The sequence below is a fragment of the Enterobacter sp. UPMP2052 genome, from assembly GCF_053709675.1.
On record NZ_JBSKJR010000010.1, the window covers coordinates 52,584 to 68,854 of the forward strand.

Here is a 16,271-nt window from a genome sequence, read left to right on the forward strand (position 1 = left end):
CAAGAAACGGGCGGAAAGATCGGGAAATGCGGTAAGCGTCACACTGCCTGAAAACCCCGTCATTACTGGAAACTGTGAACTGCCTCACGTTCACCTTTGCTTTCTTGCCAGCGCGCGATTTGCCCTGTCACTGGCGAGAAGGTGCCTTTTTCTTCCCTTTCTTACACTCACCGCTAATGACTTGAGAAAGGACGTGACCATGACTTTTCGCCATTGTGTGGCTGTCGATTTAGGCGCATCCAGCGGCCGCGTAATGCTGGCGACCTGGGACCGTAGCCAGCGCACGCTTTCGCTTCGCGAAATGCACCGTTTTGCCAACTGCCTGCAAAAGCGGGACGGCTTTGATACCTGGGACATTGACGGCCTGGAGGCGGCAATCCGTACCGGGCTTGGGAATGTCTGCAATGACGGCATCCGTATCGACAGCATCGGAATTGATACCTGGGGCGTGGATTACGTCCTGCTGGACGACGCTGGCGAACGCGTCGGCCTGCCCGTCTCTTACCGCGACAGCCGTACCGACGGCGTCATGGCGCATGCCATCGCCCAGCTGGGTAAAGAGACGATCTACGGGCGCAGCGGCATTCAGTTCCTGCCGTTTAACACCCTGTATCAGCTGCGCGCCCTGGTCGAACAGCAGCCGGAACTGGCCGCAAAGGCGGCGCACGCCCTGCTGATCCCCGACTACTTCAGCTACCGCCTGACCGGCAACCTGAACTGGGAATACACCAACGCCACCACCACCCAGCTGGTGAACATCAATTCCGATAACTGGGACGAAAACCTGCTGGCCTGGACGGGTGCCTCGCCGTCGTGGTTTGGCACGCCGACCCATCCGGGCAATGTGATTGGCGAGTGGGTCTGCCCGCAGGGCAATCCGATCCCGGTGGTGGCCGTGGCGAGCCACGATACCGCCAGCGCGGTCATCGCCGCGCCGCTTGCCGACAAAGACGCGGCGTATCTCTCTTCCGGCACCTGGTCGCTGATGGGCTTTGAGAGCAAAACGCCCTACACCAGCGACGCCGCGCTGGCGGCGAACATCACCAACGAGGGCGGCGCAGAAGGCCGTTACCGGGTGTTAAAGAACATCATGGGGCTGTGGCTGCTCCAGCGGGTGCTGAAAGAGCAGAACATCACCGACCTGGCCTCGCTGATTGCACAAACCGAAAAGCTGACGGCCTGCACCTACCTGATCAACCCCAATGATGACCGCTTTATCAACCCGGCGCACATGAGCGCCGAGATCCAGGCCGCCTGCGTCGAGGCCGGCCAGCCGGTGCCGTCCCGCCCTGCCGAGCTGGCGCGCTGTATTTTTGACAGCCTCGCCCTGCTGTATGCCGACATTCTCGACGAACTGGTGAGCCTTCGCGGCAGGCCGTTCAGCCGGTTGCACATCGTTGGCGGCGGCTGCCAGAACCAGCTGCTGAACCAGCTTTGCGCCGACGCCTGCGGGATCACCGTCGTCGCCGGGCCGGTTGAGGCCTCCACGCTCGGCAATATCGGCATTCAGCTGATGACCCTGGACGAACTGGCGAGCGTCGACGATTTCCGCTCGGTAGTGGCCGACAACTATGGCCTGACCACCTTCACTCCCCATCCCTGCCATGACATTGCCCGCTACCGGGCGCAGTTTCAGCAAAAACGACTGACTAAGGAGCTTTGCGCATGACCACTCAACTTGAACAAGCCTGGGACCTGGCTAAACAGCGTTTCGCCGCCGTCGGCGTGGATGTCGACGCGGCGCTGCGCCAGCTCGACCGTCTGCCCGTCTCTATGCACTGCTGGCAGGGCGATGACGTCGCCGGTTTCGAGAACCCAGGCGGTTCGCTGACGGGTGGCATTCAGGCAACGGGTAATTATCCGGGCAAAGCGCGCAACGCCAGCGAACTGCGTGCCGACCTGGAGCTGGCGCTGAGCCTGATCCCGGGGCCAAAACGCCTGAACCTTCACGCCATCTATCTCGAATCCGACGAGCCGGTGGCGCGTAACGAGATCAAACCGGAACACTTTACGAACTGGGTGGCGTGGGCCAAAGCCAACCGGCTGGGGCTGGACTTTAACCCGTCCTGCTTCTCGCACCCGCTGAGCGCCGATGGCTTTACCCTCGCTCACGCCAACGATGAAATCCGCCAGTTCTGGATTGACCACGTCAAAGCCAGCCGCCGCGTCTCGGCGTACTTCGGCGAGCAGCTCGGCACGCCGTCGGTGATGAACATCTGGATCCCGGACGGGATGAAGGACATCACCGTTGACCGCCTGGCGCCGCGTCAGCGCCTGCTGGCCGCACTGGATGAAGCCATCAGCGAAAAACTGGACCCGGCGCACCACATCGACGCCGTGGAGAGCAAGCTGTTCGGCATCGGCGCGGAGAGCTACACCGTCGGCTCGAACGAGTTCTACATGGGCTACGCCACCAGCCGCCAGACCGCGCTGTGCCTGGACGCCGGTCACTTCCACCCGACGGAGGTGATCTCCGACAAAATCTCCGCCGCCATGCTCTACGTGCCGCGCCTGCTGCTGCACGTCAGCCGTCCGGTGCGCTGGGACAGCGACCACGTGGTGTTGCTGGATGACGAAACTCAGGCAATCGCCAGCGAAATCATCCGCCACGACCTGTTCGACCGCGTGCACATTGGCCTCGATTTCTTTGACGCCTCCATCAACCGCATCGCGGCGTGGGTTATCGGCACCCGCAATATGAAGAAAGCCCTGCTGCGCGCCCTGCTGGAGCCAACCGCCGCGCTGAAGCAGCTGGAGGAAAACGGCGACTACACCGCCCGTCTGGCACTGCTGGAGGAGCAGAAATCCCTGCCGTGGCAGGCGGTGTGGGAGATGTACTGCCAGCGTCACGATGCCCCGGCGGGCAGCCAGTGGCTGGATAACGTGCGGGCGTATGAGAAAGACGTGTTGAGCCAGCGCGGGTAACTGCCCCCTCACCCCTGCCCTCTCCCCAAGGGGAGAGGGAGCAAACCATCCCCTCGCCCCTTTGGGGAGAGGGTTAGGGTGAGGGGAAACTCTCACCGCGATAACTGGAAATGAAAACTATGCAGACCATCACTAACGCCTGGTTCGTCCAGGGCATGATCAAAGCCACCTCCGACGCCTGGCTCAAGGGCTGGGACGAGCGTAACGGCGGCAACCTGACGCTGCGTCTGGACGACGCGGACATCGAGCCGTACGTCGCCGATTTCCACCCGCAGCCGCGCTATATCGCGCTAAGCCAGCCGATGCCGCTGCTTGCCAATACGCCGTTTATCGTCACCGGTTCCGGCAAGTTTTTCCGCAACGTGCAGCTTGATCCGCAGGCCAACCTCGGGGTGGTGAAAGTGGACAGTGACGGCGCAGGCTACCACATTCTTTGGGGGCTGACGGACGAGGCGGTGCCCACCTCTGAACTGCCTGCGCACTTCCTTTCCCACTGCGAGCGCATCAAGGCGACCCAGGGCAAAGACCGCGTGATCATGCATTGCCACGCCACCAACCTGATTGCCCTGACCTACGTGCTGGAAAACAGTTCGGATTTGATCACCCGCAAGCTGTGGGAAGGCAGTACCGAATGTCTGGTGGTCTTCCCGGACGGCGTGGGCATTCTGCCGTGGATGGTGCCGGGCACCGACGAGATCGGCCAGGCCACCGCGACGGATATGCAAAAACATTCCCTGGTGCTGTGGCCGTTCCACGGCGTATTCGGCAGCGGCCCGACGCTGGATGAAACCTTTGGCCTGATCGACACCGCCGAGAAGTCGGCTGAAGTGCTGGTGAAAGTCTACGCCATGGGCGGCATGAAGCAGACCATCACCCGTGAAGAGCTGATCGCGCTGGGCAAACGCTTCGGCGTCACCCCAATGCAGTCGGCGTTAGCATTGTACCCATAAAAACATCGCGCCCCGCTCATTGAGACGGGGCGAAAACCACCTGCAATCCCTACAACTGACTCATGTGGAGTAAAAGCAATGAAAATAAAGACAAGCTTGATCCTCACCGTTGCCGCACTGGCGTTGTCCGGTTCCGCTTTAGCAGAAGTGAAAATCGCCCTCGTGGCGAAGTCCTTAGGGAATGGATTCTTCGAGGCAGCGAACGTTGGCGCGCAGGAGGCGGCCAAAGAGTTAGGCGATGTAAAAGTGATTTATACCGGCCCGACCACCACCACGGCGGAAGCGCAGATCGAAGTGCTGAACGGGCTGATCGCCCAGGGCGTGGATGCGATCGCCATCTCGGCGAACGATCCGGATGCGGTCGTGCCGGTGCTGAAAAAAGCGATGCAGCGCGGCATCAAGGTTGTCTCGTGGGATTCCGGCGTGGCGAAGGCCGGGCGTCAAATCCACCTGAACCCGTCGAACAACGCCCTGATCGGTGAAACCAACGTCAAACTTGCCGCCGACGCGCTGAAAGCGCTGAACGTCGAGAAAGGCGACGTGGCGGTGCTGAGCGCCACGCCAACCTCAACCAACCAGAATACCTGGATTGCGGAGATGAAAAAGGTGCTGCCGAAGTACCCGTCCGTCAATCTGGTGACCGTGGCCTACGGCGACGATCTCTCTGACAAAAGCTACCGCGAAGCGGTCGGCCTGCTGAAAACCTGGCCTGACCTGAAAGTGATCGTCTCGCCGTCGTCGGTGGGCATTGTGGCCGCCGCGCAGGCGGTCAAAGACCAGGGCAAGATCGGCAAAGTGTACGTCACCGGTTTAGGTCTACCGTCTGAAATGGCGGGCGCGGTGAAATCCGGGGCAAGCAAGAGTTTTGCCATCTGGAACCCGATTGACCTTGGCTACGCTGCCACCTATCTGGCGGATGACCTGGTAAAAGGCACCGCCACCAAAGGCGAAGCCAGCATGGGCAAACTCGGCAAAGTGAAGCTGGATGCCGACGGCAACGGGGCGATGGCCGAGCCGTTCGTCTACGATGCCAGCAACATTGATAAGTTCTCGAAGATTTTCTAACCCTTTCCCCCTCTCCCTGTGGGAGAGGGGATCTAACGGAGAACTATCATGACCCCATTGCTACAGCTTTCGGGCATCACCAAGGTCTTCCCCGGCGTGCGCGCCCTTGAGAACGTGCAGCTTGCGCTGTGGCCCGGCAAAGTGACCGCACTTATCGGCGAAAACGGCGCGGGCAAATCGACGCTGGTCAAAGTGATGACCGGCATTTATCAGCCTGACGAGGGCGAAATCCTCTATAAGGCCATCCCTGTACATCTCCCGACGCCGGAATCGGCGCACAAGATCGGCATTACCGCTATTCATCAGGAAACGGTGCTATTCGATGAACTGTCGGTCACCGAAAATATTTTTGTCGGCCAGTATCTCTGTAAAGGCGTTTTCAACACCCTCGACTGGCCGGCGATGCACCGTCGGGCGCAGGCTATCCTCACGCGTCTGGAAGTGCAGATCGACCCGCGCGCAACGCTGAAAACCCTGAGCATCGCCCAGCGTCATATGGTCGCCATCGCCCGCGCGCTGTCGTTTGAGGCGCAGGTGGTGATCCTTGATGAACCGACCGCCGCGCTGTCGCAGCATGAAATTCTCGAGTTCTATCAGATAGTGGAGCGCCTGAAGCAGGAGGGAAAAGCGATCCTGTTTATCTCCCACAAGTTCGACGAGATTTTTGAGCTGGCGGATCACTACACCATTTTGCGCGACGGCGTGTTTGTCGGGGAAGGATCGATAAACACGATCACCGAGGAGCGGATGGTGTCGATGATGGTCGGGCGGGCCATTACCCAGACCTTCCCGAAAGTCGACTGCGAAAAAGGCGAGACGGTGCTGGAGGTGAAAAATCTTTGCCACCCGACCGAGTTCGCCAATATCTCGTTCTCCCTGCGCAAGGGTGAGATCCTCGGTTTTTACGGGCTGGTCGGCGCGGGGCGTACTGAGCTGATGCAGGCGCTTTCCGGCATCACCCATCCGTCCTCGGGCGAGATTGTGCTTAACGGTAAAACGCAGCATTTCCGCCAGCCGGCGGACGCCATCAACGCCGGCATTGTCTGCGTGCCGGAAGAACGCCAGAAACAGGGGGCGATTATCGCGCTGCCGATTGCGCAGAACATCAGCCTGCCGCAGCTCGGCAAACTTAACCCGAACGGCGTGCTGCATGACGAACGCGAATGGCGACTGGCTGACGAATACGCCACCCGCCTGCAGGTCAAAGCCTTTAGCTGGAAACAGGCGGTGGAAACCCTCTCCGGCGGCAACCAGCAAAAGGTGGTGATCGGCAAGTGGCTGGCGACGCATCCTGACGTGATCATCCTCGATGAGCCGACTAAAGGCATCGATATCGGCTCAAAAGCCGCCGTTCATCAATTTATGTCTGAACTGGTGGGTCAGGGGCTGGCGGTGATTATGGTCTCGTCCGAACTGCCGGAAGTGATGGGCATGGCGGACCGCATCATCGTGATGCACGAAGGGCTGATGGTGGCCGAATATCAGGCGGGCGACGCGACGGCGGAAACCATCGTCAGCGCCGCCAGCGGTGTAAAACAGGAGGCGGCGTGATGCTTAACTCACTGATGAAACACCGTGAAGCCCTGCTGGGCGCGGTCATTGTGCTGATGATTGTCGCCATCGGCAGCCGCGTGCCGTCGTTTCTCGCGCCGGGCAACCTGGTGGAGATATTCAATGACACGTCGATTCTGATCGTTCTCGCCCTCGGGCAGATGATGGTGCTGCTGACCAAAGGCATCGACCTCTCCATGGCGGCCAACCTGGCGCTAACCGGGATGATCGTCGCGCTGATTAACTTCCACTACCCGGACGTGCCCGTCTGGGGGCTGCTGATGCTGGCAAGCGCGCTCGGGCTGGTAATGGGGATGATTAACGGCCTGCTGGTGTGGAAACTGGGTATCCCGGCGATTGTGGTCACCCTCGGCACCATGAGCATCTACCGCGGGATTATCTTTCTGCTTTCCGGCGGCGGCTGGGTCAACGCCAACCAGATGAGCGCGGACTTCCTCGGCCTGCCGCGCGCGGCGGTGTTGGGCCTGCCGGTGCTGAGCTGGTGCGCCGTTGCCGCGCTGCTGCTGGTGGGCTACTTCCTGCGCTACAGCCGCACCGGCCGCGCGCTGTATACCGCAGGCGGCAACGCTACCGCAGCGTATTACACCGGGATCAACGTCGGAAAAATGCAGTTCGTCAGCTTCTGCCTTTCCGGTCTGCTGGCAGGCTTCTGCGGCTATCTGTGGATCTCCCGCTTTGCCGTTGCGTATGTCGACGTGGCTAACGGTTTTGAGCTGCAGGTCGTGGCAGCCTGTGTGATTGGCGGGATCAGCACCATGGGCGGCACCGGGCGCGTGCTCGGCTGTCTGTTCGGCGCGCTGTTCCTCGGCGTCATCAATAACGCCCTGCCGGTAATCGGCGTCTCGCCGTTCTGGCAAATGGCGATTTCCGGCACGGTGATCGTCATTGCGGTGTTGCTCAACGAACGCGGCAACAAACGTAAAGGCAGGCTGATCCTGCGCGACGCGGCGCTGGCGCGTCAGAAACTGGCGGTGAAATCATGAGCAAAATGATGACCACTGAAGAGATCAAAAACGTGCCTGCTGCGCCGGGCCTGCTCCAGCGCCTGCTGTGCTGGGAAGGTTTCCTGCTGGCCGTTACGCTGGCGGTGTTCGTGGGCAACGCCCTCGCCTCGCCTTACTTCCTCAACGTCTGGAACCTCTCCGACGCGACGTTCAACTTCACCGAGAAGGCGATCATCGTCCTGCCGATGGCGATGCTGATTATCGCCCGTGAGATTGACCTGTCGGTGGCCTCGACCATCGCGCTCAGCTCTACGGCGATGGGTTTTTGCGCGACGGCGGGCATGGATACGCCCCTGCTGGTGTGCGTGGGATTAGGCGTCGGGCTGCTGTGCGGGCTGTTCAACGGCATTCTGGTGACGCGCTTTAACCTGTCGTCCATCGTCATCACCATCGGCACCATGAGCCTGTACCGCGGGATCACCTACATCCTGCTGGGTGATCAGGCGCTGAACAGCTACCCGGAGAGCTTCGCGTGGCTGGGGCAAGGCTACGTCTGGGGCGCGCTGTCGTTTGAGTTTGCGCTGTTTATCGTGCTGGCAGCCGTGTTTGCCTTTGTGCTGCACCGCACCAACTTTGGTCGCCGCACGTACGCCATCGGCAATAACCCGACCGGCGCGTGGTACGCCGGGATCAACGTTAAACGCCACAACCTGATCCTGTTTGCGCTGGTGGGGCTGATGGCGGGCCTAGCCTCGGTGCTGCTCACCTCGCGCCTGGGCAGCACGCGCCCGACGATTGCGATGGGCTGGGAACTGGCGGTGGTGACGATGGCGGTGCTCGGCGGCGTCAATATTTTAGGCGGGTCCGGCAGCATGGTCGGCGTGATTATCGCCGCCTTCCTGATGGGGCTGGTGACCTTTGGCCTGAGCCTGCTAAACGTGCCCGGCATCGTGATGTCAGTGATCGTCGGCGCAATGCTGATCGTGGTGATTTCACTGCCGATTATCACGCGACGGATGATGCAGCGAAGACGGATTCCATAGCCGGGTGGCACTACGTTTACCCGGCCTGCGGATCGCAGGCCCGCGCAAGCGCAGCGCCGCCAGGCATAAAAATCACAGTAATTAAGGAGAATTATCATGAGCTTTATGTTGGCGCTTCCTAAAATCAGCCTGCACGGCGCGGGCGCAATCGGCGATATGGTCAACCTGGTGGCGAACAAGCAGTGGGGAAAAGCGCTGATTGTCACCGACGGCCAGCTGGTTAAACTCGGCCTGCTCGACAGCCTGTTTACCGCACTGGATGCCCACGAGATGTCGTATCACCTGTTTGATGAGGTGTTCCCGAACCCAACGGAAGCGCTGGTGCAACAGGGGTTTGCGGCATTCCGCGACGCGGAGTGTGATTACCTGATCGCCTTCGGCGGCGGCAGCCCGATCGATACCGCCAAGGCGATCAAAATTCTGACCGCTAACCCCGGCCCGTCCACTGCCTACTCCGGCGTCGGCAAGGTGAAAAACGCAGGCGTGCCGCTGGTGGCGATCAATACCACCGCCGGCACGGCGGCGGAGATGACCAGCAACGCGGTGATTATTGATTCCGCGCGTCAGGTGAAAGAGGTGATTATCGACCCGAACATCATCCCGGACATTGCCGTAGACGACGCCAGCGTGATGCTTGATATTCCGGCTTCCGTCACCGCCGCGACGGGGATGGACGCCCTGACCCACGCCATCGAAGCCTACGTTTCCGTGGGCGCGCACCCGCTCACCGACGCCAACGCGCTGGAAGCGATTCGCCTGATCACCCTGTGGCTGCCGAAAGCGGTCGACGAGGGCCATAACCTTGAAGCCCGCGAGCAGATGGCGTTCGGTCAATATCTGGCGGGCATGGCGTTTAACAGCGCCGGTCTGGGTCTGGTTCACGCCCTGGCGCATCAACCGGGCGCGACGCACAACCTGCCGCACGGCGTGTGTAACGCCATCCTGCTGCCGATCATCGAAAACTTTAACCGCCAGAACGCGGTGACGCGCTTTGCCCGCGTGGCACAGGCGATGGGTGTCGATACGCGCGGGATGAGCGATGAAGCAGCAAGTATGTCAGCCATTCAGGCGATTCGCGATCTGAGTACCCGCGTCGGCATTCCGTCCGGCTTTAGCCAGCTCGGCGTGACCAAAGCTGACATCGAAGGCTGGCTGGATAAAGCCCTCGCCGACCCGTGCGCACCTTGCAACCCGCGAACCGCCAGCCGCGATGAGGTCCGCGAGCTGTACCTGGAGGCATTATGATCCGCAAAGCGTTTGTCATGCAGGTTAACCCGGACGCGCACGAAGAGTACGCGCGCCGCCACAATCCCATCTGGCCAGAGCTGGAAGCCGTGCTGAAAGACCACGGCGCGCACCATTACGCCATCTATCTCGACAAGGAACGCCACCTGCTGTTCGCAACCGTAGAGATTGAATCCGAAGCGCGCTGGAACGCGGTAGCAAGTACCGACGTCTGCCAACGCTGGTGGAAACACATGCGCGACGTCATGCCGTCGAACCCGGACAACAGCCCTGTGAGCACGGAGTTGAAAGAGATGTTTTACCTCGACTGATAAATACTCCCCGTGGAGGTCGCTCTACGGGGAGGCATTTTTCAGAATTAAACATGCACTTCATCCGTTTACAGCATCTCTTCTTCATGTAACCATTCTAATTGACCTTAAGTTAAATCAGGTTTTAGTGATGGGTTACTCGCGAAAGCATTTCAAAGGAAAACCCCGCGTGACCAAATTATCCGATCACGTCAGATTCTCCGCATTTTGTGGCATGGTAACCCTGCCACTTACCTTTAGATGAACCATACATTTTTCCGGGCTGCCCCATTACATGGTGGTACTGAGTTAGCGTATGACACTGCTTTACGGCTTCTTGATTAACTACCCCCAACATCATGGATGAATACACAAAATGGGATTTTTCAAAGCTTATAAGAAAATTGACAATGGAATTAACCGTGGTTATGCCCGCTGGGGAAAATGGCTCTGGGGAGCGCTGATACTGCCAGTGGTGATTTATCTTGGCTGGTCGGTATGGGCTGCGGTCTGGGGACCACCGTCGGGGCCGGTAACGCTGATTATTCACAGTGAAATTGACAGGCCTATCCTGGGGTTTAGCGTAAATGGCGTGGCGGGGGCGAATGCATCAGCTTTTGGTGGAGGTGGGGCAACCTGCTGCGGCAGTATTAGCGGTGATAATGCCGAAATAATATGGACTCTAAGTACGACGCGAGAGCAATACAACGCCGGACTTCGTAAAGAAACTCGTCGCACAGAAATGCCTATGCCAGTACGGAAGCAGGGCGAAAATGATTTACACGTTCATTTCCTCCCGGGCGATAAAGTCCTTTTGGGATGGAGTGATAACGCATGGTCGCCTTATGAAAAACGGCCAGAAGCGGCACACTTCAATACAATGGACAATAATTAATGGATATAGAAAGCCTCATTTCTGCAGCAAACCGGGCACAGCAGACTGAAGATTACGGCATACACAATTGTTCACGCATCTGGCATGTGGGTTTCTTTTTCGATGGTATTCACAGGAATATTGAACAGGATGCGCCAGAGCAACGACTCAGTAATATTGCTCGTCTGTTCAGAGCTTTTCCTGATGAGCTACAAAATTCGAGTAAAGACTGTTTTTCAAAATTCTACATATCAGGCCTTGGCACACCCTTTAGCGAGGATCTTTCTACCAAACTCACTGCATTAATAGATGGTGCCAGAAGTAATGTGCAGGATGATCTCAAATCTCAGCCCGCTGAAATGGCGAAGGAAACAGGCGGAGAATTATTGAAAGGTGGAAACTGGTATGAGATCCTGAAAAATGAAGGTGCAAAGCTGCTTAAACCCGCAGAGTGGAGAAAGCTGGGGAAAAATATAGCCACGAATGCACTTAAAAAAGCCAGCATCGAAGCTACCCCCTGGATTCGTGATAACCCTGCTGTCGCAGATATGCTGGTAACAGGCGTTGATACACGTATCGCCTCGGCGAAAGTGCGCTTTGAGCAATTTTATGAGAGGGCAAAATCAGCCAACCCGGTCCCCGTCAAACTCATTTCTGTCTCCCTTTTCGGTTTTGACCTCGGCGCTACCCTGGCACGTAATTTCCTGGACAGTCTGCTGAAAGATATTTGTAAGAAAGAGGGGGATAAATACACCTACCAGGGCATACCCGTCGATATCGTCTTTACCGGCCTGTTTGACTGCTCGCGACGCACGTCGGCCAGCAACAACAACGGCGTGGATTACTTTATCTCTGCGTTTGGCGGGCCGATAAAAGGGATCAGCGTATTACTGGGGGATAAATCTATCGACCAGGATACCTCACTGCCAGAAGCGGTAAAGAAAAGCCTGCATCTGGTTGCCGCCCATGAAACCCGCGTCTGGCGCTGCCTGTACCGCACCGGCAATAACCCGGCGCACAAGGAAGAACTCTATCCCGGATGCGCGGAGGATATCGGCGGGGGCCTGAAACCGGATGAACAGAAGCCCAGTGCGGAACTCTGCCGCGTTGCGCTCCACAGGATGTACCGTGAGGCGACCATGGCAGGCGTGCCTTTCCCTGATTTTCAGTCGCTCGATAAAACAGATACGGATGTGGCTGCTTATTTCATCGTCCAGGACAACGTTAAAAACCAGTCCGTCCTGCAGTGGGCAGAGGCGTACCAGAGCGCACTACCCTTTACTTCATTAAGCACCGCATGCCAGAACCGTCATCTGGACAGCTATATCGACTGGCTGGGCCGTCAATACTATCATTACCGTACGGAATGCATGAAATATGAAAAACAGCGCGGCGATGTGCTGGCCTCTGCTGGCGCATCTGCGGGATTTGCAGGCATCACGCAGGAGGCGAAAGAGACCGCCGGGCAGTATGCAAATGAACTGGCCGTATTGCAGCAAAACTGGGGCTGGCTTGATGACGTAAAGGATACCGCCCTCAGGATGCTAAACAGTATGGAACAGGACCCCATGGACAAACGCAGGGATATCGTCCCGAACGTATATGGACCCGCACTGTGGCGTGCGAAGCGGTTTCTGGAATACTCCCACGCGGCACACCTCGGTAAACCCCGGCCATTACCTCTGGATACTGCACCACCAGAAATGTACGCATGGTTTGTACACGACCTGCAGACGGTGGACAAAGGAGCGGGTATCTCACAGGACTTTTTTGCGATCCGCTCAATGGAGATGCCTGAAGCCTAAGTCATGCTGCCACATTCGCTGCAGCACCCTTCCCTAATTCACCTCCACCGCGCCCCGGCTTGCAGCAATCTCCCGCCTGCTGCTCAGCGTAAAGGCCGACACCAGCGTAATGGTCAGCACTAAGCAGCCCAGCATCAGGTAGGTATCCTGGAAGCCGATCCGGTCATACATATTTCCGGCGAACGCGGACAGGAAAATCGCCGCCGACTGCTTGGCAAAATTGAAGCCGATAAGATAGATCGTGGCGGACAGGCGGGTGTCAAACACGCCGGTAATGTACTTGAACGCGCCCACCAGCAGGAACGGCACCTCGAGTGCGTGCAGCATCTTGAGGGCGACTACCTCAACTACGGTCGTGGCAAACGACGAGCCGATAATCCGCGTCGCCATAATCAACCCGGCAATCAGCAGCGTGTTTTTCGCACCGATGCGGTTAATAATCCACGGCGAACAGAACATGATGACGGCATTGCATATTTCCCCTGCTGTGGTGGCAAACCCAAACGCGCGGGTGCCTGCCTCCGGCGTCGCGAAGAACGATTTAAAGAAGGTCGCGAACTGCTGATCGAAGACGTCATACACGCAGGCCACGCCAATCACATAGAGAATGAACATCCACATTTTGCGCTGGCGGAACAGGTTAAAGACCGTTTTTGCGGTGATCTGCGGCTGGTTGGCACCCAACGCATTCATGACTTGCGCCGTCTGATGAGGTTTGGGTTTTGCAACCACCAGCAACAGCATCAGCAGCAGGGCAGCTCCTGACCCCATCCAGAAGACGTACGAGGGATCAATACCAAACAGGATCCCCCCCGTCGAGGCGCACAGCCCCCAACCGAGACAGCCGAACATGCGTGCCTTGCCGTATTCAAAAAAGCTGTTGCGGCTTACGCGTTCGATATAGGCCTCAATCGCTCCCGAGCCCGCCGAAAAGACAAAGCCGATATACAGCCCGCCGCTCAACGCCCCGAGCCAGATATTGGTTTTCAGCAGCGGAGCGAAAACGAACAGGAAAAACGGTGCAAACAGAAACAGCAGCACTGCGATGATCCACAGGAGATGTTTTTTCAGCCCCAGCTTGTCTGAAATCACCCCCAACACCGGCTGGAAGGCGATAGCCGACAGCGAGATACAGGAGAAAACAATGCCGGTATGAGTTTTATTCAGGCCGATGATATCCGACAGCCAGATCGGCAGGAACGGAAAGCAGGTGGCCATGATGAAGAAGTAGAGAAAGAAGAACAGCCCGAAGATCCAGAAGTTAGGGTTGTCTTTGTGGGTACAGGTGGTATTCATTATTTTTATCCTCAACGGAGGACCGGTCGCCCGGTCCGTCACCCTTACACGCGTTCAACGCCAATCAGAATGGCGGTTTCCGGATCCAGAACCGGCAGCGCAATGCCCGCCTGCATCAGCCACTCTCCGCTTGCGGTTTGCGGCGTTTCCATCCATTCCGGCAGCTTGCGCATGATGTGGCCTCCCTCACCCGTGATGCGAATATTAGGGTGATCGAGCAACGTGATACGGTAGTGCGCGCCCGGCTCCAGCCCCGGCATGCGCAGCGGCATCATCAGCGTGTAATCCGGCATCTGAAGCTGGCTGACGATAAACAGTCCCTGCGTCTTGTCCTCACTCACGATGCCCTGCGCCTGTGTCGTCGCATCCGGCATATCTACCCGCCACTGAGTGCCGTGATGAATTACGTTACGCCACCGCTTGTGCAGCGCGGCATAGTGACGATAGCCTTCACGCTCCTGCGCGTCCACGGCGAGCGGATCCAGCTCAAGCCCCATATGGCCAAACAGCGCCGTCAGGCCGCGGAACGCGATGCTGTGCTGGCGGAACGTGGCATGGCATTTATGATGACCGATGTGCGCGCCCATCACTTCCGGCGGGAAGAAGTAGCTCATGCCGCGCTGAATAGTATTGCGCTCCAGCGCATCGTTGTTATCGGATGCCCAGAAACGGTGGCAACGGGTCAGCACTTCATAATCGATACGCCCACCGCCGGAGGAGCACGATTCAAATTCGATGTGCGGGAAACGCTCGCCCAGCACGTCCAGCAGACGATAAAACTGACGCGTCTGCGCGTCGGCGGCGGCTTTGCCGTTGTGCCCCGGTTGTACCAGTTCGCGGTTCATGTCCCACTTCACATAGTCAACCGCATGCTCACCCAGAAGCCAGCTCATGCGCTCCACGAGATAATCAAAGGCCTCCGGAATGTTGAGGTTAAGCACCAGTTGGTGCCGCCCGGTGGCCTGCGGGTAGCCCGGCAGCGCCAGCACCCAGTCGGGATGGGCGCGGTAGAGATCGGCGTTCGGGTTAATCATCTCTGGCTCAATCCAGATCCCAAACTCCATACCGAGCCGCTTAACATGGTTGATCACCGGCGTCAGGCCATTCGGGTATTTTTTCTCGTCCAGATACCAGTCGCCCAGCGCAGCGCGATCGTCGTTACGTCCTTTGAACCAGCCATCGTCGATGATAAAGCGCTCCACGCCCAGCGCCGCCGCCTCATCGGCCATGCGCATGATGTAATCCGGGTCATGGTCAAAGTAGATGCCTTCCCAGGTGTTAAGGTGGACAGGGCGCGGTTTGTTTTCCGGGAAGCGAATGAGGTTGTCGCGCAGGTAGCGGTGGAACTGCTGGCTCATGCCGTTCAAACCCTTCGCGGAGTAGCTGGCAAAGAGGCGCGGCGTCCAGAGCGTTTCACCCTCGTCAATCGCCTTCTCTCCCGGCAGGTAGAGCGCCTCGGCCTGAAGATAGCGGCGTCCGTCGGTTTTGGCTTCCGCACGCAGACGGTGGTTACCGCTCCAGCCCAGATGCACGCCCCAGACGTCGCCGTGCATTTCGTTGAAGGACGACGTACCAGAAATCAGCGCCGGAAAGTGTTCATGGGAGGTTTTACCTCGACGGTTTTCAATCACAAAACTGTCGTGATCAAGCTGTACGCGGTGCGGCTGGAATTCGCGGATCCAGCGTCCGTGAAACGCCATCACCTCCCGTGCACGTTCGGCAACCGGCAGCGTGACGGCAAAGCGGTCAACCTGCCATGCCCCTGCACGAAGGTTGGTTACACCATGACGCACCGCCAGCACGCCGCTAGTATCCAGTTCGAGTTCGCTAACCAGGCGCAGTCCAGCACGTTCATCCTCAGCGGTAATCGTCAGGGTCTGCCCCTGCCGCTGAACGGCGGTTGTGATGAAAACGGGCGAGCCGTCGAGCCCCTGACGATGGCCTTCAATACCCGGCGAGCCAAACAATCCATGGCCCAGTTCGGCCATCAGCGTCACCGGGGAGTCTATGTCCAGCCTGCCGTTAGCAACCGGGCGCGAGAGACTTTGCGCATCGTGCGGGGAAAAGTGCTCAAGATGCGCCCCCCAGTAGAGAATTTCGGCGAATGGATGGGTTTTGATCACCACATCCACCGCCCTGCTTTCGAGCCGTAAAATGGAATCTTGCATCAGACATCTCCTGTCGTCGGGATGATCTGAGTGTTGATCCGAAACGTTTCGGATACAAACCAAAACGTTTCGGTTATGTGATCGGGTTTAGAAA

The 16,271-nt window shown here is 58.3% G+C and carries 13 protein-coding genes; 11 read left to right on the forward strand and 2 right to left on the reverse strand.

Translation table 11 applies throughout. The annotated features are described in order from the left end of the window. Window positions 1-199 precede the first annotated feature (199 nt). The 11 genes from rhaB to ACWKX3_RS19735 all read left to right on the forward strand — a co-directional run bounded on the left by rhaB (window position 200) and on the right by ACWKX3_RS19735 (window position 12,713). Complete coding sequence (rhaB, locus tag ACWKX3_RS19685; protein WP_454542257.1) at window positions 200-1,669, forward strand: rhamnulokinase; 1,470 nt, start codon at window positions 200-202, stop codon at window positions 1,667-1,669. Next, on the forward strand, window positions 1,666-2,925 hold the full coding sequence (gene rhaA / locus ACWKX3_RS19690) for an L-rhamnose isomerase (protein WP_058610687.1): 1,260 nt from the start codon (window positions 1,666-1,668) through the stop codon (window positions 2,923-2,925). Before rhaB ends, rhaA begins: the two co-directional genes overlap by 4 nt. Before the next feature lie 119 nt (window positions 2,926-3,044). Further along, the gene (gene rhaD, locus ACWKX3_RS19695; RefSeq protein WP_006179149.1) at window positions 3,045-3,875 is read left to right on the forward strand and encodes a rhamnulose-1-phosphate aldolase; all 831 of its coding nucleotides are present in this window, start codon (window positions 3,045-3,047) and stop codon (window positions 3,873-3,875) included. A gap of 78 nt (window positions 3,876-3,953) precedes the next feature. Next, a complete protein-coding gene (gene rhaS, locus ACWKX3_RS19700) occupies window positions 3,954-4,940 on the forward strand; it encodes a rhamnose ABC transporter substrate-binding protein (RefSeq protein WP_006179148.1) in 987 nt (328 codons plus the stop codon). Between the two features lie 48 nt (window positions 4,941-4,988). Further along, window positions 4,989-6,491: a sugar ABC transporter ATP-binding protein gene (locus tag ACWKX3_RS19705; protein ID WP_454542258.1), complete on the forward strand. Its 1,503-nt coding sequence runs from the start codon at window positions 4,989-4,991 to the stop codon at window positions 6,489-6,491. After that, window positions 6,491-7,495, forward strand: coding sequence for an ABC transporter permease (locus ACWKX3_RS19710; RefSeq protein ID WP_006179146.1), 1,005 nt, complete (start codon window positions 6,491-6,493; stop codon window positions 7,493-7,495). Before ACWKX3_RS19705 ends, ACWKX3_RS19710 begins: the two co-directional genes overlap by 1 nt. Next, window positions 7,492-8,499 (forward strand): ABC transporter permease, encoded by a 1,008-nt coding sequence (locus tag ACWKX3_RS19715; RefSeq protein WP_236348225.1) that lies wholly within the window; start codon window positions 7,492-7,494, stop codon window positions 8,497-8,499. Before ACWKX3_RS19710 ends, ACWKX3_RS19715 begins: the two co-directional genes overlap by 4 nt. A 96-nt stretch (window positions 8,500-8,595) precedes the next feature. Then, window positions 8,596-9,744: a lactaldehyde reductase gene (fucO, locus tag ACWKX3_RS19720; protein WP_454542259.1), complete on the forward strand. Its 1,149-nt coding sequence runs from the start codon at window positions 8,596-8,598 to the stop codon at window positions 9,742-9,744. Next, window positions 9,741-10,055 (forward strand): L-rhamnose mutarotase, encoded by a 315-nt coding sequence (rhaM, locus tag ACWKX3_RS19725; RefSeq protein ID WP_454542260.1) that lies wholly within the window; start codon window positions 9,741-9,743, stop codon window positions 10,053-10,055. Before fucO ends, rhaM begins: the two co-directional genes overlap by 4 nt. Before the next feature lie 355 nt (window positions 10,056-10,410). Further along, on the forward strand, window positions 10,411-10,929 hold the full coding sequence (locus ACWKX3_RS19730) for a DUF3304 domain-containing protein (RefSeq protein WP_454542261.1): 519 nt from the start codon (window positions 10,411-10,413) through the stop codon (window positions 10,927-10,929). 365 nt (window positions 10,930-11,294) lie between these two features. Next, window positions 11,295-12,713, forward strand: a complete 1,419-nt coding sequence (locus ACWKX3_RS19735; protein ID WP_454542262.1) for a hypothetical protein — start codon at window positions 11,295-11,297, stop codon at window positions 12,711-12,713. A 33-nt stretch (window positions 12,714-12,746) separates the two neighbouring features. Here the strand turns inward: ACWKX3_RS19735 and ACWKX3_RS19740 are convergent, their stop codons facing one another. Both ACWKX3_RS19740 and ACWKX3_RS19745 read right to left on the reverse strand, forming a co-directional pair. After that, on the reverse strand, window positions 12,747-14,009 hold the full coding sequence (locus ACWKX3_RS19740) for an oligosaccharide MFS transporter (protein ID WP_454542263.1): 1,263 nt from the start codon (window positions 14,007-14,009) through the stop codon (window positions 12,747-12,749). A 44-nt stretch (window positions 14,010-14,053) separates the two neighbouring features. Continuing rightward, window positions 14,054-16,177 (reverse strand): alpha-galactosidase, encoded by a 2,124-nt coding sequence (locus tag ACWKX3_RS19745; protein ID WP_454542264.1) that lies wholly within the window; start codon window positions 16,175-16,177, stop codon window positions 14,054-14,056. Between the last annotated feature and the right edge of the window lie 94 nt (window positions 16,178-16,271).